General features: G+C 65.8%; 23 protein-coding genes, 1 tRNA gene and 1 pseudogene. 7 read left to right on the plus strand and 18 right to left on the minus strand.

Annotation, left to right across the window (positions count from 1 at the left end; genetic code table 11):
• The first annotated feature begins 96 nt into the window (after positions 1–96).
• Positions 97–1,443, plus strand: coding sequence for a flavin monoamine oxidase family protein (locus MMSP_RS21335; RefSeq protein ID WP_020788304.1), 1,347 nt, complete (start codon positions 97–99; stop codon positions 1,441–1,443).
• On the opposite strand, the gene MMSP_RS21340 is transcribed toward MMSP_RS21335, so the two are convergent.
• Positions 1,438–2,418, minus strand: coding sequence for an alpha/beta fold hydrolase (locus tag MMSP_RS21340; RefSeq protein WP_012393253.1), 981 nt, complete (start codon positions 2,416–2,418; stop codon positions 1,438–1,440). The two genes, MMSP_RS21335 and MMSP_RS21340, sit on opposite strands and share 6 nt — an antisense overlap.
• A gap of 331 nt (positions 2,419–2,749) precedes the next feature.
• Between MMSP_RS21340 and MMSP_RS21345 the strand changes: the two are divergent.
• Positions 2,750–3,970: pseudogene (locus MMSP_RS21345) on the plus strand (flavin monoamine oxidase family protein).
• 10 nt (positions 3,971–3,980) lie between these two features.
• On the opposite strand, the gene MMSP_RS21350 reads toward MMSP_RS21345, so the two are convergent.
• The 8 genes from MMSP_RS21350 to prpD form a co-directional block, all read right to left on the minus strand.
• Positions 3,981–4,385, minus strand: a complete 405-nt coding sequence (locus MMSP_RS21350; RefSeq protein WP_011740450.1) for a nuclear transport factor 2 family protein — start codon at positions 4,383–4,385, stop codon at positions 3,981–3,983.
• A gap of 69 nt (positions 4,386–4,454) precedes the next feature.
• A complete protein-coding gene (locus tag MMSP_RS21355) occupies positions 4,455–4,832 on the minus strand; it encodes a nuclear transport factor 2 family protein (protein WP_012393251.1) in 378 nt (125 codons plus the stop codon).
• Positions 4,833–4,880: 48 nt separating this feature from the next.
• The gene (locus MMSP_RS21360) at positions 4,881–5,615 is read right to left on the minus strand and encodes a DUF2652 domain-containing protein (protein ID WP_020788306.1); all 735 of its coding nucleotides are present in this window, start codon (positions 5,613–5,615) and stop codon (positions 4,881–4,883) included.
• Between the two features lie 70 nt (positions 5,616–5,685).
• Positions 5,686–5,919 (minus strand): hypothetical protein, encoded by a 234-nt coding sequence (locus MMSP_RS21365; RefSeq protein WP_020788307.1) that lies wholly within the window; start codon positions 5,917–5,919, stop codon positions 5,686–5,688.
• Positions 5,920–6,048: 129 nt separating this feature from the next.
• Positions 6,049–6,567, minus strand: a complete 519-nt coding sequence (locus tag MMSP_RS21370) for a DUF5994 family protein (RefSeq protein WP_235065808.1) — start codon at positions 6,565–6,567, stop codon at positions 6,049–6,051.
• A 360-nt stretch (positions 6,568–6,927) separates the two neighbouring features.
• Positions 6,928–8,061, minus strand: coding sequence for a bifunctional 2-methylcitrate synthase/citrate synthase (locus tag MMSP_RS21375; protein ID WP_020788309.1), 1,134 nt, complete (start codon positions 8,059–8,061; stop codon positions 6,928–6,930).
• Positions 8,058–8,975 (minus strand): methylisocitrate lyase, encoded by a 918-nt coding sequence (gene prpB / locus MMSP_RS21380; RefSeq protein WP_015354914.1) that lies wholly within the window; start codon positions 8,973–8,975, stop codon positions 8,058–8,060. Before prpB ends, MMSP_RS21375 begins: the two co-directional genes overlap by 4 nt.
• Positions 8,975–10,480 (minus strand): 2-methylcitrate dehydratase PrpD, encoded by a 1,506-nt coding sequence (gene prpD, locus MMSP_RS21385; protein ID WP_036426841.1) that lies wholly within the window; start codon positions 10,478–10,480, stop codon positions 8,975–8,977. The genes prpB and prpD overlap by 1 nt, the downstream gene beginning before the upstream one ends.
• A gap of 110 nt (positions 10,481–10,590) precedes the next feature.
• Between prpD and MMSP_RS21390 the strand changes: the two genes are divergently transcribed.
• A complete protein-coding gene (locus tag MMSP_RS21390) occupies positions 10,591–12,021 on the plus strand; it encodes a short-chain fatty acyl-CoA regulator family protein (protein ID WP_020788310.1) in 1,431 nt (476 codons plus the stop codon).
• Positions 12,022–12,071: 50 nt separating this feature from the next.
• Here the strand turns inward: MMSP_RS21390 and MMSP_RS21395 are convergent, their stop codons facing one another.
• The 5 genes from MMSP_RS21395 to MMSP_RS21415 all read right to left on the minus strand — a co-directional run bounded on the left by MMSP_RS21395 (position 12,072) and on the right by MMSP_RS21415 (position 16,880).
• Positions 12,072–13,004 carry a TIGR03619 family F420-dependent LLM class oxidoreductase gene (locus MMSP_RS21395; RefSeq protein WP_020788311.1) on the minus strand — a complete coding sequence of 311 codons (933 nt, stop codon included), beginning with the start codon at positions 13,002–13,004 and terminating at the stop codon, positions 12,072–12,074.
• Complete coding sequence (locus MMSP_RS21400) at positions 13,001–13,456, minus strand: nuclear transport factor 2 family protein (RefSeq protein ID WP_231991308.1); 456 nt, start codon at positions 13,454–13,456, stop codon at positions 13,001–13,003. Before MMSP_RS21400 ends, MMSP_RS21395 begins: the two co-directional genes overlap by 4 nt.
• A 112-nt stretch (positions 13,457–13,568) precedes the next feature.
• On the minus strand, positions 13,569–15,872 hold the full coding sequence (locus MMSP_RS21405; RefSeq protein ID WP_020788313.1) for an arylsulfatase: 2,304 nt from the start codon (positions 15,870–15,872) through the stop codon (positions 13,569–13,571).
• Positions 15,873–16,169: 297 nt separating this feature from the next.
• Positions 16,170–16,544, minus strand: coding sequence for an FKBP-type peptidyl-prolyl cis-trans isomerase (locus tag MMSP_RS21410; RefSeq protein ID WP_015354909.1), 375 nt, complete (start codon positions 16,542–16,544; stop codon positions 16,170–16,172).
• Positions 16,545–16,803: 259 nt separating this feature from the next.
• Positions 16,804–16,880: transfer RNA gene (locus MMSP_RS21415), tRNA-Met, on the minus strand.
• Between the two features lie 228 nt (positions 16,881–17,108).
• On the opposite strand from MMSP_RS21415, the gene MMSP_RS21420 reads away from it, so the two are divergent.
• A complete protein-coding gene (locus tag MMSP_RS21420; protein WP_020788316.1) occupies positions 17,109–18,122 on the plus strand; it encodes a TIGR03617 family F420-dependent LLM class oxidoreductase in 1,014 nt (337 codons plus the stop codon).
• 144 nt (positions 18,123–18,266) lie between these two features.
• On the opposite strand, the gene MMSP_RS21425 is transcribed toward MMSP_RS21420, so the two are convergent.
• A complete protein-coding gene (locus MMSP_RS21425) occupies positions 18,267–21,254 on the minus strand; it encodes a UPF0182 family protein (RefSeq protein WP_020788317.1) in 2,988 nt (995 codons plus the stop codon).
• A gap of 121 nt (positions 21,255–21,375) precedes the next feature.
• A complete protein-coding gene (locus tag MMSP_RS21430) occupies positions 21,376–22,398 on the minus strand; it encodes a PDZ domain-containing protein (protein ID WP_036426843.1) in 1,023 nt (340 codons plus the stop codon).
• A gap of 78 nt (positions 22,399–22,476) precedes the next feature.
• Between MMSP_RS21430 and MMSP_RS21435 the strand changes: the two genes are divergently transcribed.
• The gene (locus tag MMSP_RS21435; protein WP_152522469.1) at positions 22,477–23,895 is read left to right on the plus strand and encodes a zinc-dependent metalloprotease; all 1,419 of its coding nucleotides are present in this window, start codon (positions 22,477–22,479) and stop codon (positions 23,893–23,895) included.
• 38 nt (positions 23,896–23,933) lie between these two features.
• Positions 23,934–24,773 (plus strand): TOMM precursor leader peptide-binding protein, encoded by an 840-nt coding sequence (locus tag MMSP_RS21440; RefSeq protein WP_015354904.1) that lies wholly within the window; start codon positions 23,934–23,936, stop codon positions 24,771–24,773.
• Between the two features lie 19 nt (positions 24,774–24,792).
• Here MMSP_RS21440 and MMSP_RS27035 read toward each other — a convergent pair whose 3' ends face one another.
• Positions 24,793–24,966, minus strand: coding sequence for a hypothetical protein (locus tag MMSP_RS27035; protein ID WP_012393233.1), 174 nt, complete (start codon positions 24,964–24,966; stop codon positions 24,793–24,795).
• 191 nt (positions 24,967–25,157) lie between these two features.
• On the opposite strand from MMSP_RS27035, the gene MMSP_RS21445 reads away from it, so the two are divergent.
• A complete protein-coding gene (locus MMSP_RS21445) occupies positions 25,158–26,501 on the plus strand; it encodes an AarF/ABC1/UbiB kinase family protein (RefSeq protein WP_012393232.1) in 1,344 nt (447 codons plus the stop codon).
• 102 nt (positions 26,502–26,603) lie between these two features.
• Here MMSP_RS21445 and MMSP_RS21450 read toward each other — a convergent pair whose 3' ends face one another.
• Entirely contained in the window at positions 26,604–26,867 is a 264-nt protein-coding gene (locus MMSP_RS21450; RefSeq protein ID WP_036427475.1) for a WhiB family transcriptional regulator, read from the minus strand.
• Positions 26,868–26,991: the final 124 nt, after the last annotated feature.

Genomic DNA, 26,991 nt, shown 5'->3' on the forward strand with positions numbered 1-26,991 from the left:
GCCTGTCGACAATGTGGGCAGCGCCGCCGCCCGCCGGAATTTCGGGCAGTCGAAATTTAGCGTACGGATGGGCTGAGATGCTGTTCACTGGAGGGCGTGACAAACCCATCGTGGATTGTCGACGTGGTGATAGTGGGCGCCGGCTTTGCCGGTCTGGCCGCAGCCCGCGACCTGGCGCGTCAAGGTCATGATGTGCTGGTACTAGAAGGTCGCGATCGCGTTGGCGGCCGCTCTTTCACCGGCTCCATCGCCGGATTGCCGGCGGATATGGGCGGCTCGTTCGTTGGCCCCACCCAGGACGCAGTCCTGGCGCTGGCCGCCGAGTTGGGTGTTCCCACCGTTCCGACCTTCCACGACGGCAAGAACGTGATCCGCTGGCGCGGCGGGGTCCGCCCCTACAGCGGCACCATTCCCAGACTTTCGCTGACGGGGCTGCTCGACATCGCGCGGCTACGCTGGCAATTCGAGAGGCTTGCCCGCAGCATCCCGATATCGGCTCCCTGGGCTGCGAACCGGGCCGCCGACCTCGACGGTGTCTCGCTGCGGCAATGGCTGAGATCGGTTCGCGCTTCTGCGTCCTCACACGACCTGATGGCGATCATGACCCGGGTGACCTGGGGGTGCGAGCCCGACGACGTGTCCATGCTGCACGCGGCCCGCTACGTGCGGGCCGCCGGCGGGCTGGACCGGTTGCTCGATGTGGAAAACGGGGCCCAGCAGGAGCTCATCCCCGGCGGCACCCAGCAGATCGCCGAACTGGCCGCGGCCGAACTGGGCACCCATGTCGTGCTGGACGCACCCGTTCGTCGCATCGACCGACACGGTGCCGGTGTGACCGTCACCTCCGATCAAGGCCAGGCCGAGGCGGGCTTTGTCATTGTCGCGATTCCGCCCGCGCATCGCGCCGCCATCGAGTTCAACCCCCCGCTGCCCACCGGGTACCAGGAACTCGCCGACAACTGGCCGCAGGGCCGGTTGAGCAAGGCCTACGCGGCGTATTCGACGCCATTTTGGCGCATCAACGGCTTCACCGGGCAGTCGTTGTCAGACATGGGCCCCGTTTTCATCATCTTCGACGCCAGTCCGCACGACGACGGTCCCGGCATTCTGATGGGCTTCGTCGACGCCCGTGAATTCGACTCGCTATCTGCCGACCAGCGTCGCGACCGGACGCTGCGCTGTTTCGCCTCGCTGTTCGGAGATGACGAGCTCGAGCCCCTCGACTACGCCGATTACTGCTGGGGCACAGAACAATTCGCGCCAGGCGGACCCACCGCCGCGGTACCGCCAGGGTCGTGGACCAGATACGGCCAGTTATTGCGAAAACCGGTCGGGCCGATTCACTGGGCCGGTACCGAGACCGCGGACGAATGGACCGGCTACTTCGACGGGGCGGTCAGGTCGGGCCAACGCGCTGCCGCGGAGGTCGCCGCCCTGCTATGAGCTGATGCGGGCCCGGGAGCGGCCGCCGACCGAATCGACGAGTGTCCGCAAGTGCCGGTTCACCTCGTGGTGCTGTTCCAGCATCGAGCAATGCCCGCCCGGCAATTCGACCAAATCGAAGACGTTGGGCGCAGTGCTTGCGATCTTGCGGGTCTGGCTGATCGGCGTGAGCCGATCACGCTCACTGCCGATCACCAGCGTCGGTACCGTCAAACCGTCCAGACTGATGTGGCGCGATCCGACCTCGCCGACCAGCATCCGCGCGCAGCCGCCACGGCCCGCCGCCGACGTCTGCGCGAACAGTTCGTAGAGCAGGCGTGCCGCGGTTGGATGGGCGTCGGCCCCGACCGCCATCATCGCGATCAAGTACTGGGTGGGAATCCGGACTGCGCTCGGGAGCGGAAACCCGCCGAACGCGTTGATCAGACCCCGGCCGGCAAAGTCTCGAGCCGCCGACAATTCCCGCGGCACCGACAGCATTCTGATCTTGCGCAGCAAGTCGCCGGTGGCGGTGTTGATCAATGCGACGGCGTCGGCACGCCGATGCACCTTGTGCCGGTAGCGCTCGGACCAAGCGGAGATAGCGATGCCGCCCATCGAATGTCCGGCGATCAGCGCCCGCTCGTGCGGGGCCAACGTCGCATCCAATACCGAATCCAGGTCGGAGGCAAGGTGTTCGAGGGTGTAGCCGCCGCGCCGCGGGATGCCGCTGCGCCCGTGACCACGATGATCGAATGCAATCACCCGGTAGTCGGTCGCCAGGTCGGCGATCTGGTAGGCCCAGGCCCGGATGGAGCAGACGAAACCATGCGTCAACACGATCGGGTAGCCATCGGCCGGCCCGAAGACCTGGGTGTGCAGTGCGGTGCCGTCCGCCGCGCGGACGGTAAGGCTGCGGCTCGGGGGTAGAACGTCCGGCAATGCAGCGGGCGCCTTGGTATGCGCCTTGCCGTCGGTGGCCTTCCGAGCACTCATCGCCGCTCCCCCTTCAACGCGGCCCCGTTGCCGCCTTCTGGATGGGCGAAAGTTTACATGAGCGCAATGTGCCGCCGATCACAATCCCCGAACACGGTCCGATAACGACCCCCGGGCCGCGGACCAGCCGCGATCGGGTGAAATATGAGACGCTGACGACGTGTCCCGGGTACCCCGCAGGAAATTCTTGGCGGCGACAGCGGGCCTGAGCTGCGGCGCCGCTGCCGAGTTGGGCGCCGGATGCGCGTCGGATCACGCAGCCCGGCCGAGCGCCCCCGCAACGCCGGCGGATAAGACGGATACGCGGTCGATTCTGGTCATCGGCGCCGGGATGGCCGGGCTGGGCGCCGCGCGTGCACTTGCCGATGCCGGATGGCCGGTGCGGCTGATCGAGGCCCGCGATCGGGTCGGCGGCCGGGTCAATACCGTCCGGGACTGGGGCGTGCCGCTGGAAATGGGCGCCTCCTGGATCCACGGCACGACCGACAATCCGCTCGTCGAGCTGGCCGGCCAAGTCGAGGCACGGCTTGCGCCAACCGACTATGACACCCCGGCCAAGCTGGCGGTTGACCCGCGCCTCGAGCCGATCAGCTACGACGACGACACCTGGCGACGGCTGGTGGCCCAAGCTCGCCGCGATGTCGACGACGGGAGTCTGGCCGCGGCGCTGGACGCTCAGGCCCCCCGTGACGACCTGTCCGACCGGGAGCGCGCCGAGTTGGCCTACTACGTCAACACCGTGATCGAAGACGAGTACGCCGCGGACGCGGATCAGCTCTCCGCGACGACTTACGACCAGGGCACGTATTCGAGCGGGCCGCAGGTCGTTATCACCAGCGGCTACGACGCATTGCCGCGGCGCCTCGCCGACAGGCTGCCGATCGTCTTCGGCACGAAGGTCGATTCCATTGTGCACAAGGATGACTCGGTGTTGGTGCGGGCGGCGGGCCGAACCTTCCAGGGGCCCGCGGCAATAGTCACCGCCCCACTGGGCGTCCTGAAAGCCGGCGCCATCACCTTTGATCCTCCCCTGCCCGATGACCACCGTCGCGCCATAGTCGCGTTGGGATTTGGAGTCCTGTCCAAGAGCTACTTCCGGTTCGACAGACGCACCTGGGATGCCGACAACGCCTTCTACCAGTTCCTCGGCCCCCCGGGCAGCATGTGGTCACAGTGGCTTACCCTGCCGGCCGCCGCGGGCCCAATTGTGCTGGCCTTCAACGCCGGCCGTCGTGGCCGGCACGTGGAGTCCTGCTCCCCCAGTGAGTTGATGTCTGGCGCGCTACCGGTCGCCCGGCAGCTGTTCGGCAAAGACATCGCCCCCGCCGAGGTCCGATCGTCGGGTTGGAGCACCGATCCCCTTGCCCTCGGCTCGTATTCCTTTCACGCACCGGGATCCGGCCTCGACGATCGCCGCCAGCTGTAGGAACCGATCAGCGATCGGCTCTACCTGGCCGGTGAGGCCGTGGGGGTCGACAATCCCGCCACCGTGCACGGAGCGCTGATCAGCGGCCGATCCGCGGCCGCCGAGTTGATGCGCCAGCTGCAGTGACGACGCCGCGCTAGGCCCAAAACCTGGCGCTTTCAGCGGGTTTCGCGTCAACCATGTGGAGTTCTGCGATCTGTCCGCGCACGACCCGCAATAAGTGGGCCGCGTAGTTGTGCAGGTCTTGGAGCTGGTCACTGTCGCCTTTACGGGCACGGACCTCGACCATGACCAGGACACGATCGGTATCGACGGGCTGGGGCGGCTGGGTCAACTCGACCCGGAACTGCGCCGCATCCAGATCCATTGCCTCGATGCGGCGCAGGTAGTCTTCGCGTCCGTTGACGACGTCCGCACCGCCATCGGCGTTGGTGATGTGCGCAATCAGGTCGGCGGCGAGCAGATGTCGCATCGCGCCAAAGTCCGCCGCCGAGAACGCCGCAATGAAGTCCCGGGCGACCGCCGCAGGTTCAGGCCTCATCCACCACCGCCCGATCGGTGGTCGCTGGCGCGCGCATCAGGCCGTCGCGGTGCTACCGGACGGGGCCGATCAGTAGTCTTCGAGCGCGGCCACATTGCGCCAACTCGGCCATGTTGTCTCCCAGATTCGGTGGATGCGGCCGTCTCGGTATGCGGCGATGAGTATGACTTCGATTCGCGTCGGCTTTTCCCCGGGCCGCGATGTGGTGATCCACACGCGTCCGGCGACCCGGTCGGGGGCTTGCACCCACGCGTCCTCGTCGTATTCGATCGCGTAGCTGATGGCGCTCGCATAGATCTTGCGGTGCCCCTCGCTGAACTCGGCGAATTCCTGGCGCAGCCCGTCGGAATACATCACGAAGTCAGGGTCGTAGTAATGCCCGATCAACTCGGCGTTCTTGGCAACGACCATCTTCTCGAACATCTCACGAAGCAGCGCAATCGACACCCCGTGATCCTAGCCAGGCTAGGGTGGGCTTACGACGGCGGCGCCACGTCAGGCCGCCGGCAGTCCCTCGGCTCGGCCGCGATCGAGGTTGCGGAAGCCCGCGCACGCCTGCTTGGCGCCCAGGATGAATGGCAGCGACTTCAGCTCGAACTTGAACATCTCCGAAAACCGGCTCACGAAACCGCGTTCGGGCACCACGGGACGCACCTCGGCGGTGGCCAGATCGATGTAGTACGTCGGCGTTTGACCAATGCCTTCGAAATCGTGGGTCAGCGGCATCGAGAGCCCGCGTATCGACTCATCAAGGCATTCCGCAACGGACTCTGTCATCAGCACGTACTCCGACACCGGCACCGAGTTTTTCAGCATCCGGTGCACCAGGATGACGTCGACCCCGGCCAATTCAAGTCGGCGCTTGACCTTTTGCTCGGCAACCTCGCCCTCGTGCGCGACGAACTTCAGCGACAGATCATCGATCTGTGCGCAGCTCTTGCAGTCGCAGGAGATGTCCTTCTTGATCCGTTCCCGTCGTTCCATAAAAGCTTGCCGCATGGCCGCGATACGTTCACAAACAACGACTTTCGCGTCTCCGCCGGGGGCCCAGAAGAATGCCGCGTCCCCCTCCAGCTTGGCCAGCTTGAGGCCTTTGCCGGCGTCGATGACCGCCTCGAGCAGTTCGGCGACCGCCCACTGCGCGTGGGCCAGGTGCATCCGGTTCCAATTCATGTAATTGGTGTATCCGCCGATGTCGGAGATGGCGAGCACAGCGCGACGAATGGCCATGAACTCCGGAGTCTAGTGACTCAATCCCGGTCGAGGTAGGGGCACTGGCAATCGGGTGATAACGGCGCCGTCACGACGCCTTGCCGTATCGGTGAACCAATTGGTCCTCGCCACAGGTGCTCACGTGCTGCAGACCCCGCTCGTCGCTGCCGAAAAATGTCCAGCGCTGCGGACTTCGCTGCGGTTCGCTGATCAGCTTGACCAGGAATGGAAGATGTTCGTCGTCCATGGTGCCGATGGTGTCACCGATCCGAATCTCGGATGGATGAACCTGTGGTGCATCACACCTGTCCCGCATGGCCATAACACCCATCCTTTTCTCACTGCGCGCCAAAGGTGACGCGTTGCCGATACGGTCGCTCGCATTGGGCGGACCGGAGTTTGTGGTACCCGCACGTAAGCTCGCCGACGCCCCGGGGTTCGGGCGGATTGATCAATCGGGAATCGCTGGAGCAGCGGGGTCAGGTTCGCAATCGGGCGGATGTTGCCCACCCAAGGCGCTCTGTGCACGCGCGGCCCGCACCACGTCGTCGCTGGTCCGGAATTCCTGGGTTTCGCGTTCGATGGGCATGATGGGCAGCCGCGCGGCACTGCGCAGGATCATCTTCGCCAGGGCGACCGAGGTTCGGCACGGTACGACCAGCAGGTTTGCCGAGGCCCGGCTACCCGTGATCATCATCAGCCGCTGGCGCCCGGCGGGCCGAGCGGGTTCACCACTTCTGAGCGGGTTCAGCGCGTCGAGATCCGGTGAGCCGTCCAGCGAAGACCAGTTGACGCCGATCTCGATGATCTTGCCCAGGCGCGAGGACAGGGCGTCGACCAACTCGGGCAGCTCCTGGGATATCGAGGCTGTACGTGGCCACCATGCCCCGTCAAGGACCGCACCCAGATCGATCGCCACGGCAACCCGCACCGGACTAGCCAAGCGCCGAGCAGCCGCAGTTGCGCTCATGGCGTCAACAACATCGCGCCGGCGACAGCACGCTTTGTGCCGTCAAGACCTTGGCGCCCAATTTGCCGCGGCGAGATTGGCGGCGCAGGAACGGGTACCGCCTCCCGTTGGCCCGGCCAAGACAATTGGCGATCCATCCGCGATCCCTTCGCTTCGGGTAGACCCGGCACACGCATGTGAGGATCGACAAACAAAACCACGCACGGCCTGGCGTCTCAGTTATGAACAAGCACTCCGGTCAGCCCTGGCCAATGGATTCATGACCGACGTTACACCGTCGCCAGCTGCCACGGCGCCGGATCCCGTATTGATTGACATCGTCCGGCGCCCCGGCGGGCAGCCGCTCGCGGCCCAACGTCTCTATCGGGCGAACTTCAGCGTGCGTTGGGCCGGACCCACATATTCGCTGAGCGGACGGATCAACTCGTTGGACGCGGTCTGTTCCATGATGTGTGCGGTCCACCCGGTAATACGGCTCATCACGAAGATCGGGGTAAAGGAGCCGATATCGAATCCCATCAAGTGGTAGGCGGGACCGGTGGGAAAGTCCAGATTCGGCCTGATTCCCGTGGCGGCCAGCATCTCCCGCTCCAAGACCTGGTAGATGTCCAGCCACCGCTGGCCATCACGCACGGCAGCCACCCGGTCGAGGGCCCGTTTCATGGTCGGGACCCGGGAATCGCCGTTGCGATACACCCGATGGCCAAAGCCCATCACCTTTTCCTTGCGAGCCAGCTTGCGCCGCAACCATTCCGATGCCTGGTCCGCCGAACCGATCTCGAGCATGTCGCGCATCACCGCTTCGTTTGCCCCGCCGTGCAGCGTCCCCTTGAGCGCACCGATCGCCGCCGCTACCGCGCTGTAGATGTCGGATTGGGTGGAGGTGACGACCCGGGCGGCGAACGTGGAAGCGTTGAAGCTGTGTTCGGCGTAGAGCACCAGGGATTGCTCGAAGGCATCCACAACCGCGCTCTCGGGGACATCGCCGAAGCACATGTGCAAGAAGTTCTGCGCGTAACTCATGTGGCTGTGGGGCGCGATGGGTGCCAAGCCGCGCCGACGCCGCATATCGGCCGCAACGATGGTGGGCAGTACCGCAAACATCCGCAGCGACTTGGCGTAGTTGGACCTCGGGCTGCTGTCGTCCTCGTCGGGGTCTTCGGCCCCCAGGTAGCTGATCAATGTCCGCACCACGTCCATCGGGTGGCAGGTATCGGGCAGTTTCGCCAACAGCGACAACATGGATCGGTTCAACCGGCGGGCGGCGCGCTCGCGCTGCATGAACAATGCCAGCTGCTGGTCGTCGGGAAGCTCGCCGTGCCACAACAAGTAGGCCACCTGCTCGAAGCTGCAGTGCGCGGCGAGGTCCTCAACCGGATACCCGCGATAGGTGAGCGAGTTGGTCTCGGCAACAACCTTGGAGATGGCGGTGTTGTCGACCACGACGCCGGCCAGGCCCTTACAGATTCGAGGTGTGTCGTCGAGGGTGCTCATGGCCGATCTCCTTGGCGGACGAAGTTGTAGATGCTGGAGTCGAACTGCTGGTAGTCGGCGTAGCGCAGTAGCTCGTAGAGCCGGCTACGCTGCTGCATGCGGTTCAGAAGTCCGGATTGGGTTCCCGCATCGGCGATTTCGCGAAGACCGGCCTCGACAGCGTACATGGCTAGTCGCAGGGTGGTCACCGGATAGATCACCACGTTGTAGCCGATCCCGCGGAGCTCATCGGCGCTCAGCAGCCCAGACTTTCCGAACTCGGTCATGTTGGCCAGCAACGGTGTATCCACCGCCGCGCGAAACTGTTCGAACTCCGCGGGGGTGCGCAGCGCCTCGGTGAAGATCAGGTCGGCGCCCGCGTCGGCGTAGGCCTTGGCCCGATCGATCGCAGCGGAGGGCCCTTCGACCGCCGCGGCGTCGGTGCGAGCGCAGACGATGAAATTGGGGTCGCGCCGCGCCGATACCGCGGCCCGCAGCCGACTGACCATCACGCCGACGGGCACCACCGCCTTGCCGTCCAGGTGCCCACACCGCTTGGGGTTGACTTGATCTTCCAGGTGGCAGCCGGCCAGCCCGGCATCTTCGAGCACGGCCACCGTGCGGGCCGCGCTCATCGGTTCACCGAAACCGGTGTCGGCATCGATGAAAGTGGGCAGCTCGCTGGCGGCCGCGATCTGCGCTCCCCGCGCGCTGACCTCGGTCAGGGTGGTCAAGCCGATGTCGGGCAACCCCAGGTCGGCCGAGAGCGCAGCACCGGATACGTACACCCCGTCGAAGCCGATCTCGGCGACCAATCGGGCCACGAGCGGCGAATAGGCTCCCGGGAATCGCAGCAGCCGGCCACTTTCCAGCGCAGCGCGAAACCCGGTGCGCTTCTCGGTCGCCGACACCGCGGTGCCCAACACCGTTTTCATCACAAGATCCCGGGCGGAATCGTCGGGGACCGGTCCAGCACCCCCGCATCGGCGATCGGGTTGAGCCCACCCAGCGAGCCCGCCGGCAGGCTCGACAGGCCCTCGACCGTCGAGAGGAACCGTCGCTGCTCGGTTTCACCGATCACCCCGTCGGACAGGCCGAGGAACTTGGCCACGTACTGCTTGCGCTCAAAAGGACGGGCCCCCAGCGGATGAGCGTCCGCGACGGCCAGCTCGTCGACGATCACCTGGCCAGTGTTGAGGGTGATTTCCGCGCGCGCACCGAATGCCTTTTCCGCCGGATCGGCGCTGTGGTAGCGCCGGGTCCACTCCGGATCTTCGACCGTGGAGATCTTGTGCCACAGCGCCACCGTGTCCGGTCGGTGCGCCCGCTGCGGCGAGTAGGAGCGCACGTGATGCCAGCTGCCGTCCTGCAGGGCGACCGCAAAGATGTACATCACCGAGTGGTCGAGGGTCTCCCGCGAGGCATCCGGGTCGAACTTCTGCGGGTCGTTGGAGCCGGTGCCTATCACCACGTGCGTGTGATGGCTGGTGTGCAGCACGATGGTCTCGATCTGGTCTGAGTCACCGATGCGCCCGCGCATCCGCCGGGCCAGATCGATGAGGGCCTGGCTCTGATATTCGGCCGAATGCTCTTTGGTGTAGCTGTCCAGAATGGCCCGCTTTGGTTCACCGCGGCCGGGCAGTGCGACGTGGTAGGTGTGCTCGGGGCCCGACAGTAGCCAGGCGATCACGCCGTCCTCGCCCTCCCAGATCGGCGCCGGCGCCCCTTCCCCACGCATCGCGCGGTCAACCGCTTCGATGGCGACCTTGCCCGCCCAGGCGGGTGCGAACGCCTTCCAGCTGGAGATCAATCCCTTGCGCGACTGCCGGGTGGACGTCGTCAGGTGCAGGGCCTGGCCGACCGCGGAGTAGATGGTGTCGGGGTCCAGCCCGAGCATGGTGCCCAGACCGGCCGCCACCGATGGGCCCAGGTGTGCCACGTGGTCGACCTTGTGCTCGTGCAAGCAGATTCCGCGGACCAGGGCCATCTGGATCTCGTAGCCGGTGGCGATGCCTCGGATCAGGTCGGTGCCATCCAGGCCGAGGTGCTGGGCGACGGCGACCAAGGGTGCGATGTTGTCGCCCGGGTGGGAGTATTCGGCAGCCAGAAAGGTGTCATGAAAATCCAACTCGCGCACCGCGACTCCGTTGGCCCAGGCCGCCCACTCCGGCGCATGGTTCCCAGTGATGCCGAAAACCTTTGCGCCCCTGTCTGACCGCGGATACGCCCGTGCCTGCGCCCGGGCCACGGCCACCGGGCGGCGGGTGAGCGAAGCTGCCGACACCGCAGCGTTGTCGATGATCCGGTTGATCACCATCGCCTCGGTTTCGGCGGGCACCGCGACCGGGTCCGCCGCCACCTCGGCGATCTGGTACGCCAGGTGTTCGCGGCGTGGGAAGTCCTCGGCGCTGCGCCTGGTTCGAACGTCGTGCATCCGCATAAACCGCACAGTACGCAGCCACACATTCGGGGTAAATGCCCTATAAGGGCGTAATTTTGTGTCCTCACCGGCGCGATTTTGCAAATCTTGTGAAAGGCGGTACGCGTAGGGTGTCACACGTGCCAAAGACCTTCGCCGGGGCGCGGCTGAGGCGACTCCGCGAGGACCACGGGCTGACCCAGGTGGCGCTGGCACGCGCGCTGGGCCTGTCGACCAGCTACGTCAATCAGCTGGAAAACGACCAGCGCCCGATCACGGTCTCGGTGCTGCTCGCTCTTGCCGAACGTTTCGACTTGCCGACCCACTATTTCGCGCCGGACTCCGATGCACGGCTGGTCTCGGACTTGCGTGAGGTCTTCGCCGAGGGGCCCGCCACCCCGGCGCAGATCGAGGAACTGGTGGCCCGGATGCCCGCGGTGGGACAGACGCTGGTCAACCTGCATCGACGGCTCTACGACGCCACCGCCGAGCTCGAAGCGCTGCACAGCCGCGCCACCGCCGACGTTTCGGCGGTGTCCGGGCAGCCGATGCCCTTCGAAGAAGTCCGCGACTTCTTCTATGACCGAAAGAACTACATCGGCGAGTTGGACATCGCCGCGGAGCAGATGTTCGGCCGCCACGGCCTGCACCTCGGGGGGCTTGACGCGCAATTGGCGCGGCTACTCGGCGACAACCTCGGCATCACCGTGGTGCTCGACGATGGGCAGTCGCTAAACCCCAACTCCAAGCGCATGTTTCAGCCAGAGTCCAAGACGCTCTACCTGGCCCGCTGGCTCAACCGCGGCCAGCGCGCCTTTCAGCTGGCCACTCAGATCGCGCTGCTGACCCAGGCCGACCTGATCACCGGCATCATCGCCGGTGACGATCAGCTCAGCGATGAGGCGCGGGGGGTGGCCCGCATCGGTCTGGCCAACTACTTCGCCGGAGCGTTGCTGCTGCCCTACCGGCCGTTTCTGGACGCGGCCGCAAGCACGCGCTATGACATCGATCAACTGGCGCGCCGATTCGAGGTCGGCTTCGAGACCATCTGTCACCGGCTGTCCACCCTGCAGCGCCCCAACGCCCGCGGGGTCCCGTTCATCTTCGTCCGCACCGACAGTGCCGGAAACATCTCCAAGCGCCAATCCGCCACGGCATTTCACTTCTCCCGAGTCGGCGGGAACTGTCCGCTGTGGGTGATTCACCAAGCGTTCGCCCGGCCCGGTCAGTTCCTGACCCAGGTGGCCCAGATGCCCGATGAGCGAACCTATTTCTGGATCGCCCGAACCACCACCGCCGAGCCCAGCCGCTACCTCGGACCCGGGAAGAGCTTTGCCATCGGCCTGGGATGCGACCTGGCCCACGCCGACAAGCTGATCTACTCCGTCGGGGTCGACCTGACCGACACCGAGGCGATCGCCGCCATCGGCGCGGGCTGCAAGATCTGCGATCGCCCCTCCTGCCCGCAACGCGCCTTCCCCTACCTGGGCCGCCCGGTGCGGGTAGATCCGCACACCAGCACCGATCTGCCTTATCCGCCGGCGATCAGCACAGAGCGCTAGGGCGCCCTCTCGGCTAAGGCGACGAACGTTGGGCCCCAGCGCAAGTGGCCTCAGCCGCCGGTGGCGGCGCGCACCGCTTCGACGACGGCGCTGATGTCACGTTCGCGGTTTTCCGGCGCGAGTGGCCAGTGGGTCATCCTCAGCTCGGTGACGCCCGCGTCCCGCAGCATTTTTGCCCGCTCGGCCACGTCGGCCAGGTCGGGTCGGCCATCCGCATCAGCTTTGACCCGCAGCGCGCCCGCTACGCCGAAACCGTTCGGGTCGCCACCGGCATGTGCCACCGCCGCGCGCATCCGCGCGATTCCCGCGGCGACATCGCGCGCGTCGGGACCCCAGGGAATCCAGCCCGCTCCGAAGCGCGCCAGCCGGCGGGCGACCGCCCGGTTGACCGTCCCACTCACCCAGATCGGCACTCCCCCCGGCTGCGCGGGCTTGGGCATCTGATGGATCCGCTCGAAATTCAGCCCCGCAGACTCAAAGCTGACCTCGTTCTCCCGCCACAAGCGCTGACACACTTCCAGGGTCTGATCCAGGACCGCCCCGCGGCGGTCGAAGTCGACACCAGCGGCCTCGTATTCCTCGCGCTGCCAGCCCACGCCCACACCGATGTCGATGCGCCCACCTGACAGCACATCCATGGTGGCCAGGGTTTTCGCCAACACCGCCGCGGGCCGCAGCGCGGCGAGCAGGATGTTGGTGCCCAACCGGATTCGTTCGGTGCGAGCGGCAAGATAAGTCAGCGTGGTCAGCGGCTCCAACCAGTGGCCGTCCGGGCCGGTGGGCTGGCGGCCACCGGCGGTTCCCCCCGTCGCGGGATTTGCGTAGGCGTCCATGTGCGCGCCGAACGCGATGTGCTCGGAAACCAGCACTCGATCAAACCCAAAGCCCTCGAGAAGTTGGGCCCAGTCGGTCAGGTGTTCCCAGCTCGGTGGCGGCTCGGCCGAAAATGAGGGGATCCCCATCGACAGTTGCACCGAGGTCATGCCCCGCCTTCGGTGATCGACACGGGACGGTCCTCGGTGGCATCGATGGCGACGGTGCGGTGCGAGATCCGCCACGCCCCGTCGCCGCCGAGCAGATACCGGTCCAGGTAGCGGATGTACATCACGTGGTTACGCCAGGCACCTTGCTTCTCACTGAAATGGTTGGCGGTGCAATAGACTTCGCCGCTGGCCGTCTTCCCTTCGATGACGTAGAGGCTTTGCGCCACCAGGTGTACGGTGCGCGGGAAGCGCGCCACGATGGTGATGATCCCCGCTAGCTCGCTGTGACCGGTGAGCAGTGCGGGTTCGCGTCCGGGGCGGTGGATTCGCATCGTCGCATCGGGGGTGAACACCTCGATGAGGGCAGCACTGTCTCGGTGATCGACCGCTGCCGCGTATCGGCGGGACAGCGCTTCGAGCTCGGGACTGGAAATTGCCGTCGAGATATCCATCTGCATGCCAAAGCCAACCGGGAAAGGGACGCCGTCGACAATACCGGCCAGGCCTGCGGGCCGTGGCGGACTCCGCAACAGTCGCGCCGGAGTGGCCGCATCGGCCGGCGGATCAGCGCAACTGGATGGTCACCTGCTCGATCGTGGCGTTGAACACGAAGGTGCCTTCGTAGGTGTCTGCGGCCGGGGTTCCGCAGTCCATGCCGATGTCGACGCCCTCGTCGGCGCTGAAGCCCAGCGGCACGGTCCGTTCGATGCGAGATTGCCCGACGTCGCGTCCGTTGAGCAGCAGTCTGACCAGTCCCCCTTTGCCCAGACCGCCGCCGTCGTAGTCGAATTCCATCGCCACGGTGGCTTTGCCGGCGGGCAGGGCCTCGGTGGCCGCGACGGTGGTGTAGGTCGACCCGAAATAGTTGTAGGTGAACTTGGGGATCCCGTGCTGCACATACAGCGACAAGCCGGCGAAGTATCCCCCGGCCGCCAGCAGCACCCCTTCGACCGTGCTGCCGCCGGGGGTGTCGATGACTGCGGTGATCGAATACGACCGATTGAAGGCGCTGCGAATGATGTCTTCGGGGATGCGGGTGGCGCCTTGGCGGAATGAGATCGAGGTCCGCGATCCCAAGATCGTGGGCCGGGGCTCCAGCGCGCGGGCGAGGCGGCCCCGGTCATCGAGCGGAAAGACGTTGTTCTTCACGCCTTCGGCGTCAAACAGCGCCTTGAGTTGCTCGAGCTTGTCGGGGAATTGCGCCGAAAGGTCCACGGCCTGGCTGTAGTCGCGGGACAGGTCATAGAGCTCCCAGCGATCGTCGGAGAACGCGGGCAGCGCCCCCGGTCGCCACAGGATGCGACCGTGGTAGGTGCAGGCCATCCAGTCCTCGTGGTAGATCCCGCGCAGACCGCCGATCTCGAAGTATTGGGTGCGGCGACGATCGGCGGCCTCCGCGTCGTCGAACGTGTACATCAGGCTGATCCCGTCGTGGGGCTTTTGCGCCACCCCGTTGACGATCTCGGGTGCGGGGATACCCGCGGCCTCCAAGATGGTGGGTGCGATGTCCACGACGTGGTGAAACTGCGAACGCAGCCCGCCGCGGTCGGTGATCCGCGCGGGCCAGCTCACGATCATCGGGTTGCGGGTGCCGCCGAAATGGCTGGCGAACTGCTTGGTGAACTGAAACGGCGTGCACATGGCCCAGGCGAATCCGACCGGATACTCGTTGCTGGCCCTCGGCCCGCCGATCTCGTCCATCTTCGACAGCACCACATCGACGTCCTCCTGGAGTCCGTTGAGGGTGACCATTTCGTTGAAGACGCCACCGAGCCCGCCCCCGGGGGCGGCGCCGTTGTCACCGATGATGTAGATGAACAGCGTGTTGTCCCATACGTCAATCTCTTTGAGGGCGTCCATGATTCGCCCGACCTCATGGTCGGTGTGGGCCAGAAACCCGGCATACACCTCCATCAGTCGCGATGCGATGCGCTGGCGCTGCTCGGGCAGCGAGTCCCACGCGGGAAGCGACTCGTGGCGCTCGGTCAGCTCGGCATCGGCGGGAATCACCCCCAACCGCTTCTGCCGGGCGAAGATCTCCTCGCGCAGCACGTCCCAGCCCTGGTCGAAGCGGCCCCGGAACGGATCGCTCCACTCCGGCGCCACATGGTGGGGCGCGTGGGTCGCGCCGGGCGCCCAGTAGGCAAAGAATGGCCGGTCCGGCGCCATGGCCCGCTGCCGGTGGACCCACTCGATCATGCGATCGGCGAGATCGGTGCTCAGGTGATAGTCCTCGGCGTCTTCGGGTCGTTCGATCGGCGTGGTGCCGTGATACAGACCCGGGTTGTACTGGTGGGCTTCACCCCCCATGAATCCGTAGAACTCTTCGAAGCCCATCCCAGTGGGCCACCGATCGAACGGTCCGGCCGCGCTGACTTCCCATACCGGAGTGTTGTGCCATTTACCGAAAGCCGCTGTGCTGTAGCCGTTCTGTCGCAACGTCTCGGCTACGGTCGCCGCCGATTTCGGGATGATGCAGTTGTAGCCGTCGTAGCCGGTGGCAAACTCGGTGATGGTTCCGGTGTTGACGACGTGGTGGTTGCGGCCGGTCAGCAACGCGGCCCGGGTGGGCGAACACAGCGCCGTGGTGTGGAAACGGTTGTACCGCAGCCCTTCCTGGGCCAACGCGTCACCGGCCGGGGTTTCAACCGGCCCACCAAATGTTGCGGTGGCGCCGAAGCCGACGTCGTCGAGCAGCACGATCACCACGTTCGGCGCCCCCTGCGGGGGCCGGATGGGGGTGATGGTCGCCATCTTCGACTCGGCGACCGTCTTGCCGGAATGGCCGCCGGTCGGTGTATCCGGCAGCGGTAGTCGGGTTCGGTCCAGGTTTTCGCCCGGGTCATGCGCGGTCGCGTCATGCGCCATCGCGGCCCTCCACTTCACCCTCGATCGAGCTGATGACCTACGCGCCACTCACGCCCGCCGGCGCTCTTGGAACATGCCGTCGGCGGGCTTGGGCAATTGTAGGTAGTGGCCGCGCCGCTGCGGGGTCAGGCGCGCTCGCCGGCGCGAATGCACCGGGGTCACGCTCGCAGAACGCATGAAGATGGCCCCCGGAGTCTCTCCGAGGGCCATCTTCGCTGGTAGCGGGGACCGAATTTCGAACCTGCGGCCGCTGGGCTAGCGGCCAGAGGTTGTCGAATGTTCGCCTGGTCTCATTTGCTATCTGACATCGAGCAGGTCCACCACGAAGATCAGCGACTCGCCGGGCTTGATGACGCCTCCGGCGCCACGGTCGCCGTAAGCGAGGTGGGCGGGGATATGCAGCTGTCGGCGGCCGCCGACCTTCATGCCCTGCACGCCTTGATCCCAACCCTGGATGACCTGGCCGACGCCGAGTTTGAACATCAACGGGTCACCGCGGTTGTAGGAAGCGTCGAACTCCTCGCCGGTGGAGTGGGCCACCCCGACGTAGTGCACGACCAGCGTCTTGCCGGAGGTAGCCTCCGCACCGTCACCCTCCACGACGTCGGTGATGACCAGGTCGGTGGGCGGCTCCCCGCCGGGAAAGTCGATCTCAGGCTTCTTTGCAGTCATGCCCACCACACTGGCAGATGGTCGCCGGTGGACTTGCCGGCGGGTGCCGTCGCGAGTTGCTCTGGCGCGGGAAGACGCGTGGTTGCACTCGCTCAATATGTAAACAAGCTGATCAAACGCATCGGCTGCGGCTTCACCAGCTACCGCATCCGAGCACTTCTACGCCGGCAAAACCAACCGGCCCGTCCTCACATCCATCGTCGTCCGATGGACGCCAATGAAAATGGCCCCCGGAGTCTCCTCCGAGGGCCATTTCCGCTGGTAGCGGGGACAGGATTCGAACCTGCGACCTCTGGGTTATGAGCCCAGCGAGCTACCGAGCTGCTCCACCCCGCGTTGGTGAATGCAAGGTTACCGAACACGTACGGGGCTCTCCAAATCGCACGCTCAGCGGCCCGCGCGGCCCGAAAACGCCTGGAAACGCGGCGCCGTCGGCGCCCGACACCGAACAAACAATCCGGCCCGCGGCAAGACGACCCAACAGCGGCGCTCAACTGGACGTTTTGGGCACTACCGCCCGCGGAGGCATCGCCAGCGACGGCTTCGCGGGCATACTGTGACGGCGTGCACATCGATGTGATGACGATCCCGCAACCATTGGCTCAGATCGGCGATCTGGCCCGTCGCACCCAGGCCGCGGGGTTCTCCGGTCTACTGTTCACCGAAACCGGCCGCACGGCCTATCTCAACGCCGCTATCGCCTCACAGGCCGCGCCCGGCCTGGAGCTGTCCACCGGCGTGGCGGTGGCCTTTCCCCGCAGTCCGTTCGTCACCGCGGCCACGGCCTGGGAGCTGCAGGAGGCGACGGGCGGAAAGTTCCGGCTCGGTCTGGGCACCCAGGTACGCACCCACGTGGTGCGGCGCTACGGCATGGCTTTTGAACGCCCCGGCCCGCGCCTGCGCGATTACGTGCTCGCCGTCAAGGCGTGTTTCTCCGCCTTCCGCACGGGGACGCTGGACCACCATGGCGAGTTCTACGATCTCGACTTCATCACCCCCCAATGGAGCGCGGGCCCCATCGATGCCCCCGACCCCAAAGTCGATATCGCAGCGGTGAATCCGTGGATGCTGCGGATGGCGGGCGAGGTGGCCGACGGGGTACACATCCATCCGCTCGGCGAGCTTGGCTACCTCACCCGCCATGTCGTGCCCAACGTCGCCAAGGGCGCCGCGAAAGCCGGGCGCTCACCGGCGGACATCGCCGTCATCCTGCCGGTGATGACCATCGTCGGCGACAGCGACGAGGAGCGTGCGATCGAACGCGAGTCGGTGCGCGCCAGCATGGCCTTCTACGGAAGCACGCCCAATTACGCGTTCATCTGGGACGAGGCCGGGTTCGAGGGGACCACCGCGCGGATTCGGGAAAAGCAGAAAGCCGGGGATTTCCCCGCCATGATGGCCCAGATCTCCGATGAGCACATCGATGCCTTTGCCACCGAGTCCAGCTGGGATGGGCTGGCCGATGCGCTGACCGACAAATACGGGGGCATCGCCACCCGCCTGGTGATGTACAACGCCCTGGGCGACCCTGGGCGATTCGAGCGCTACGGCGAAGTGGCCCGCCGCATGCACGGGTAACGACAACCACCACGTCGGCCACGGCCAGCACCAGCGTGCGCAAAATGCCGGCCCAAGCGGCGTGTCAGTGCACAGACACGCACGCTCGCGGCGGCAAGGGCGACAAGAGCAACAAGGGCGACAAGGGCAAGCCCCAGCCCGCCCCTACTGGGTGTTGTTGAACTTCGTGATCGCGTCGTCCAACCGTTGCAGCGCTGCCCCGTAGGCGGCGAAGTCGCCCTTCTTCTGCGCATCACGCGCCGCGCCGATGGCCGACTGAATCTCTTTCATGGCCGCGGCCTTGGCCGGTGACAGCGTCACCGACGCCTCGGGAGCCGGCGGCACCGCTGTGGGCGGTGATGGCGGCGTTCCCGGTAGCGCCTCCGGCGAGGGCGCGTTGTTGGGCGGAACATTGGCGGGTGCTCCGCCCTCGGTGGGCTGGATTCCGGTGGCGGCATCACCGGCACCCGGCCCGAACAGCCCGTTGAGCGCATCGCGCACGGTGGGGCCGTAGCCGATCTTGTCGTTGTACATCATCGCCACCCGGATCAGGCGCGGGTACGAAGAGGCCGCGTCGCTGGCACCCGGGGATGCATACACCGGTTCGACGTAGAGCAGCCCGCCCTGGCCCACCGGAAGAGTCAGCAAGTTGCCCCAGCGGATGCGGTTCTGGTTATCTCGCCCGATCACACCCAGGTCCTGGGACACCGCCGGATCGGTGGTGATCGCGTTATTGGCCAGTTTGGGACCGTTGACCTGCCCCGGGATGGTCAATACGGTGATCTTTCCGTACGTCGCGGGATCCGAGCTGGCGCTGATATAGGCGGCCAGATAGTCGCGCTTGAACCTGTTCATCGCGCTGATCAGCTGATATGACGCCGAATTGTCATTCTTCGCAATGTTTTTCGCGACGATGTAGTACGGCGGCTGATAGCTGCTGGCGGTCGGGTTCGGGTCCAGCGGCACGTCCCAGAAATCCGAGGTGGAGAAGAAGGTCACCGGGTCATTGACGTGGTACTTGGCCAGCAGCATGCGCTGCACCTTGAACAGGTCTTCGGGGTAGCGCAGGTGTGCGGCGAGCTCCGGGCTGATGTCACCCTTGGGCTTGACCGTCCCGGGGAAGACCTGCATCCAGGCTTTGAGCACCGGATCCTGCTCGTCCTGCTGGTACAGCGTGACGGTGCCGTCGTAGGCGTCGACGGTGGCCTTCACCGAGTTGCGGATGTAGGAGACCTGCTTGTCCGGGAGCAGCCGGTTGAAGGCGACCTCGTTGGAGTCCGCGGTCGCCGACGACAGCGAGGTCAGCTGCGAGTACGGGTAGTTTTCCAAGGTGGTGTAGCCGTCGAGGATCCAAACCATCCGCTTGTTGACGATCGCCGGGTAGACCGCGCTGTCGGTGGTCAGCCACGGCGCCACCGCCTCCACCCGCTGCGCGGGATCACGGTTGAACAGGATCTTGCTGTTGGAGCCGATCACGTTGGAGAACAGGAAGTTACGCTCGGCGAACTTGGCCGCGAACACGGTGCGGGAGATCCAGCTGCCGACCGACACTCCCCCGCTACCGGTGTAGGTGTAGTTCTTGGTGTCCGCACTGGTCTCGTAGTCGTATTCCCGGTCGGCACCGGTCTTGCCCACGATCGCGTAGTCGGCGGGGGTGTTGGAGATGACCGGCCCGTAGTAGATCCGCGGCTGATCCAGCGGCGCCGGACCGTCGGACACGACGGTGCCGTTGGCGCCCACGACGTTGACCAGGAACTCGGGGTAACCGCCGTTTTGGTTCGGGTCGTTGGCGATGCCCCGAACGGTGTTGGCCGGCGAGGCGATGAATCCGTTGCCGTGGGTGTACACGGTGTGCCGGTTGATCCAGTCCCGCTGGTTGTCGATCAGCCGGTCCGGGTTGAGTTCGCGCGCCGCGACCACGTAGTCACGCAGGTTGTTGTTGCGGTCGAAGTAGCGGTCGATCGACAACTGGTCGGGGAAATAGTAGAAGTTCTTGCCCTGCTGGAACTGGGTGAATGCCGGGCTGACGATCGTCGGGTCGAGCAGCCGGATGTTGGAGGTGGTGGCGCGGTCGGCGGCGACCTGCTGTGCGGTCGCTTCGCCGTCGCCGGTGTAGTTGCGATACGTCACCACATTTGAGGTCAGCCCATAGGCTTGCCGCGTCGCCGTGATACTTCGGCTGATGTACTCGCTTTCCTTCTGCGCCGCATTGGGTTTGACGCTGATCTGCTCGACGATCATCGGCCAGGCGGCGCCGACGATCAGCGACGAGAGCAGCAACAGCACCAAACCGATGGCGGGAATCCGCAAGTCGCGCAGAACGATCGCCGAGAACACCGCCGCCGCGCAGATGACGGCGATGGCCATCAGAATCAGCTTCGCCGGCAACACGGCATTGATGTCGGTGTATCCGGCGCCGGTGAACGGTTTGCCGCCGCGGGTGTGTGACAGCAGCTCATAGCGGTCCAACCAGTAGGCGACCGCTTTGAGCAGCACCAGCACCCCGACCAGGCTGACCAACTGAATGCGCGCCGAGCGGCTCAGGGCGCCGCTGCGGCCGGTCAACCGGATGCCGCCGAACAGGTAGTGCGACACCACGTTGGCCACGAACGCCAGGAAGATCGCGACAAACAAGTAGCTGAGCAGCAGTCGGTAGAAGGGCAACTCGAAGGCGTAGAAGCCGAGGTCCTTGCCGAACTGCGGGTCGGTGATCCCGAAGTCACCGCCATGCAAGAACAGCTGGATCCGAACCCAGTAGCTCTGGGCGACAATGCCGGCCAACAGGCCGATCGCCGCCGGAATCCCGATCCCGAACAGCCGCAGCCGAGCCAGCACGACGGTGCGATAGCGCGCCACCGGATCGTTGTCGTTGTTCGGCACGAAAACCGGGCGGGTGCGGTAGGCCAGCGCCAGCCCGGCGAAGACAATGCCGCCGACCAGCACTCCTGCCACCAGAAAAACCAGGAATCGGGTGACCAGCACGGTGGTGAACACCGAGCGATAGCCAAGCTCGCCGAACCACAGCCAGTCCACGTATGCGTCGATCAGACGCGGACCCGCCAACAACAGGGCGATCACACCCAAAGCGATCAAGATCAAAACCCGGCTGCGCCGAGTCAGCTTCGGCATCCTTGCGGTGGGCCGCATCCCCACTAGCTACGCTCCCTGCTCGGTTTGGCTGGCGCCGTTTTGAAGGCCGTCGTTCCACGAGACGTTTCCCGACCGGCTGCTAGAGATTTGTCTAGACGGTCACAACTCTACGCATCCCCTGGTGCTAGCAACTCGGCGTCGCTGTCCCCGAGGTCATGGCGTGCAATGCGTCCACCGCTTGGCCCAGCGTTTCGACCTTCACCAACCGAAGGCCGCTGGGCGTATCGGAGGCCGCCTCGTAGCAGTTTTTGACCGGCACCAGGAATACCGAGGCGCCGGCGGCCCGGGCCGCCGCCATCTTGTGGGTGATGCCGCCGATGGGGCCGACCTTGCCGTCGGCGGTGATCGTTCCGGTGCCGGCCACAAAGGTCGAACCGACCAGATCGCCGGTGGTCAGTTTGTCCACCACGGCGAGACTGAACATCAACCCGGCCGAGGGGCCGCCCACGTTGGCGAGGTGGAAATCGACCACGAACGGCGCCCACGGCGCATCGAGCACCGCGACGCCCATGAAGCCGTAGTCGCGATCCTTGTTGGTGCCCAGCGTGATCTGCGCGACGCCGGGCGCCTCGTTCTTCCGGCGGAAGTCGATCACCACGACGTCGCCGGGCTTGGTGTCCTTCAAGATCGAGGTGAACTGCTCGACATTGGCCACCGCGGTGCCGTTGACCGCGTCGATGGCATCACCGGCCTTCAACTTGCCCGCGGACGGACCGGGCTCGCTCACGGTGGCCACCGTCACCGCGTCGGGGTACTTCAGGTACTCCAGGGCCGCGTACTCGGCGCTTTCCTCGGAGTTCTTGAAATCCGCACTGTTGGCGTTGTCGACCTCTTCGCGCGACTTACCCGGCGGATACACCAGGTCGCGCGGCACCAGCTGCTCTTGCCCGGACAACCACAGGGTCAGGGCCTCACCCAGGCTCAGCCCATCGCGTTGAGACACGGTCGTCATATTGAGGTGACCCGTTGTCGGGTGCGTTTGGGTACCTTCGATCTGGACAACCTGCTTGCCGTCGACCTCGCCGAGGGTGTCGAAGGTGGGGCCGGGGCCCAGTGACACAAACGGCACCGTCACCACCGCTAGCAGCACCCCGAACACCACAATCGGTACCAGCGCCACCATCAACGTCAATATCCGCCTGTTCACGCCGCATACACTAGACGGCCTTAGCAGGTGCCGGTTCAGCTACAAGCATGACCGTGCCTCGCGCTTTCTGTTCCCCCGGTGAGTACCGTTGGGGTTATGGCTGACCTGCCTTTCGGCTTCTCCTCCGGAGACGACCCCCGCGACGATCGATCTGGGCGCGACAAGCCCGGTAACAACGATCCCGAGTCTGGGTCGGACGCCAACCCGCTGGGCGCGTTCGGCATCGGCGGGGATTTCGGCATGGCCGATCTGGGCCAGATCTTCACCCGCCTGGGCGAAATGTTCGGCGGCGTCGGCAGCGCCATGACCTCGGGCCAGAGCTCGGGCCCGGTCAACTACCAGTTGGCCCGGCAAGTCGCCGCCAGCTCGATCGGCTTCATCGCGCCCATCCCCGACGCGACCAACTCCGCCATCTCCGACGCGGTGCACCTGGCTGAGACCTGGCTCAACGGGGCGACCTCGCTGCCCGCCGGCACCGCCAAGGCGGTGGGCTGGGGCCCCACCGACTGGGTCGACAACACCATGGACGTCTGGAAGCGGCTGTGCGATCCCATGGCCCAGCAGATCTCGTCGGTGTGGGCATCCTCGCTGCCGGAGGAAGCCAAGAGCATGGCCGGACCGCTGCTGTCGATGATGTCGCAGATGCGCGGCATGGCGTTCGGTTCGCAGCTGGGCCCGGCGTTGGGCCGGCTGTCCCGTGAGGTGCTGACCTCCACCGACATCGGTCTGCCGTTGGGCCCCAAGGGCGTGGCGGCGATCCTTCCCGAGGCCGTCGAATCGTTTGCCTCCGGCCTCGAACAGCCGCGCAGCGAGATCATGACCTTCCTGGCCGCCCGGGAGGCGGCGCATCATCGTCTGTTCAGCCATGTTCCCTGGCTGTCCAGCCAGTTGCTGGGCGCGGTCGAGGCCTACGCCGCGGGCATGAAGATCGACATGAGCGGCATCGAGGAGCTGGCCCGCGACTTCAACCCGGCCACGCTGGGCGATCCGGCGGCCATGGAGCAGTTGTTGAGCCAAGGGGTGTTCGAGCCGCAGGCAACCCCGGCGCAGACCCAGGCGCTCGAGCGTCTGGAAACACTGCTGGCCCTGATCGAAGGCTGGGTCCAGACCGTGGTGACCGATGCACTCGGTGACCGGATTCCGGGCACCGCCGCGCTCAGCGAAACACTTCGTCGCCGCCGGGCCAGTGGCGGGCCCGCCGAGCAGACCTTCACGACACTGGTCGGTTTGGAACTTCGGCCCCGCAAACTGCGCGAGGCCGCGGCCCTATGGGACCGGCTGACTCAGGGCGCCGGTATCGACGCGCGCGACGCGGTCTGGCAGCACCCCGACCTGCTGCCCTCCATCGAGGACCTCGATGACCCGGCGGCGTTCATCGATCGGACCATCGGGGGCGACACCTCCGGTATCGACGAGGCACTGTCCGACCTGAAAGCCGAGCTCGACCGCGACATGCGCAACCGGGAGGACCCGGGCGCCGGTCCTGTGGATAACTGAGCGGGGTCTGCCCGGCCGGCCTGGCACAGTCTCGGGTCATGCCCGCCTTGTACTCGCTGGATCCGGCGATGCCGGTGCTGCTGCGTCCCGACGGTGCGGTGCAGGTGGGCTGGGATCCGCAACGGGCCGTGCTGATCCGCCCGCCAGAGGGGCTGACGACGACGGCGGTCGCCGAACTGCTGCGGTCCATGCGATCACCGATACCGATCACCGAACTGCAACGCCACGCCACCGGCCGCGGATGGGTGCCCGGTGACGTGGCCAACCTGGTCAGCCAACTGGTCGGTGCCGGCGTCGCGACCCGCCGGCACCGGGATCGGACCGGCCGAACGGCGTCAATCCGGATCCACGGCCGCGGGCCGTTGTCCGACCTGCTGGTGCAGGCGCTGCGTTGCTCGGGGGCACGAATCGGCCAAAGCAGTCAGCCACACGCGGCGGTCACCCGCAGCGCCGTGGATCTGGTGGTGTTGTCCGACAACCTGGTGGCCGAGCCGCGCCTGGTGCGCGACCTGCAAAGGGAGGGCATCGCGCACCTGCCGGTTCGGGTTCGCGACGGCACCGGGCTGGTCGGACCGTTGGTGATTCCCGGCGTGACCAGCTGCCTGCGGTGCGCCGACTTACACCGCAGCGACCGCGACCCGGCCTGGCCGGCCATCGCGGCGCAGCTTCGTGACACCGTGGGGGTGGCCGATCGGGCCACCGTGCTGGCGACGGCGGCGCTGGCGCTGCGCCAAATCAACGGTGTGATCGCCGCGGTCCGAGATCAGGAAAACCCGTCCGATCCGCCGTCGGCGCTGAATGCCACGTTGGAATTCGACCTCCAGGCGGGCTCCGTCGTGGCGCGGTATTGGGCCAGGCACCCGTTGTGCTCGTGCTGACGCCGGCCCCGCGGGCCCGCTAGCCCAGGCGACCCTGCTCGGGAACGTTGGTGGAGATCGCCGCGTACGCCCTGGCCAAGTCGTCCAGTACGCCCTCGGTCAAGGTGCAATCTTTGCGGTGCTTGTCCAACGTTTCGATGATCGCCCTGAACAGGGCATCTGCGGCCTCGTGCTGCGTCTGTTTTGCTGACATGGCTTCTCGGGGTCCACCCTCCGGACGTGGGTTTCGATGAGTCACACCATTGCGACCTGCAAGAGATTACATATGCGCTGCTGATCGCGCCGGTCTCGACGCAACGTCAGCGCTGGGACGGCCGCACCAATTGCGATTGAATCAATTGAAATCAGTTGTAGCCAGATCAATACCCTGCGCACAGGTCCGTAATGGATGATGGGGGTGTGTCGGACATCAAACGCGGCCGGGCCGCGCGCAACGCAAAGCTGGCCAGCATTCCGGTCGGCTTTGCTGGCAGGGCAGCGCTAGGGGTCGGCAAGCGACTGGCCGGCAAGTCAAAAGATGAGGTCAACGCCGAGCTGATGGAGAAGGCGGCCAACCAGCTCTTCACGGTCTTGGGTGAGCTCAAGGGCGGAGCGATGAAAGTCGGACAGGCGTTGTCCGTGATGGAAGCGGCCATTCCCGAGCAATTTGGCGAACCGTACCGCGAGGCACTGACCAAGCTACAAAAAGACGCACCACCGTTGCCGGCGGCCAAGGTGCATCGAGTGCTGGACGCGCAGCTAGGCACCAAATGGCGCGATCGATTCGGCTCGTTCGACGACACCCCGGTCGCTTCGGCGAGCATCGGCCAGGTGCACAAGGCGATCTGGTCGGATGGCCGGGAAGTGGCGGTCAAGATCCAATACCCCGGCGCCGATGAGGCGTTGAAGGCCGATCTGAAGACGATGCAGCGAATGGTCGGTGTCTTCAAGCAACTCTCGCCGGGTGCCGACGTGCAGGGCGTCGTCGACGAGCTGATCGAGCGGACCGAAATGGAGCTCGACTACCGGCTCGAAGCCGATAACCAGCGTGCCTTCGCCAAGGCCTACGCGGGTCACCCACGCTTCCTGGTACCGCACATCGTGGCCAGTGCGCCAAAGGTGGTGATCCAGGAGTGGATCGACGGCGTGCCGATGTCGCAGATCATCCGCAACGGGACCCAGCAGGAGCGCGACCTCATGGGCACGCTGCTGCTCGAGCTCACCTTCGACGCGCCGCGGCGGCTGGAGATGCTGCACGGCGATGCGCACCCGGGAAACTTCATGCTGCTGCCAGACGGGCGGATGGGCGTCATCGACTTCGGCGCGGTGGCGCCGATGCCCGGCGGCTACCCCATCGAGCTCGGGATGACCATTCGGTTGGCTCGTGACAAGAACTATGACCTGCTGTTGCCGACGATGGAGAAAGCCGGGCTCATCCAGCGGGGGCAACAGGTCTCGGTGCGAGAGATCGACGAGATGCTGCGCCAGTACGTCGAACCCATCCAAGTCGAGGTCTTCCACTACACGCGTAGGTGGCTACAGCGGATGACCGTGAGCCAGATTGACCGCTCGGTCGCGCAGATCAAAGCGGCTCGGCAAATGGATCTACCGCCCAAGCTGGCCATTCCGATGCGTGTGATCGCGTCGGTGGCCGCCATTTTGTGCCAGCTGGATGCGCATGTGCCGATCAAGGCGCTGTCCGAAGAGCTGATCCCCGGTTTTGCCGAGCCCGATACCGCCGCTGTCTGAGCGGGCGCCCGGGCCGCGGGATCCGGGTTCCGCGTAAGGATCGCCAGGGTGCGGCCATCGAGAATCGGTGCGATGGCCGCGCCCCGGCGATTCGGGCGGTTACTAGGCGGCAACCTTGGGCGGACGCCCGCGCGGGCGCTTGCGGTTCACTATCGAGCCACGCTCGAAGATCTCGCCACCCCATACTCCCCACGGCTCGGCGCGTTCAAGCGCAGCGGCCAAGCACTGGGGGCGAATCGGGCAGCTCGCGCAGAGTTCCTTGGCCTGCTCGAGATCGGCCGGGGTCTCGGCGAACCACAAGTCCGGATTACCGACATGACAGGGCAACACCGGCAGCGTCTGTCTAGGGACGGCCAGTGCCGACATGTCCATGCTCACCTGCTTCCTGGTCTAGGGGCTTTCGTTCGAAGTGATCCGGACCAGGCGGCGGGCGGTTGACCCAAAAAAAATTGGCCACGGATCCTGGTGACTGAGGTCCGTGGCCACTTGG

The sequence above is a fragment of the Mycobacterium sp. 012931 genome (genome assembly GCF_000419295.1).
Classification (GTDB): Bacteria; Actinomycetota; Actinomycetes; order Mycobacteriales; family Mycobacteriaceae; genus Mycobacterium; species Mycobacterium marinum.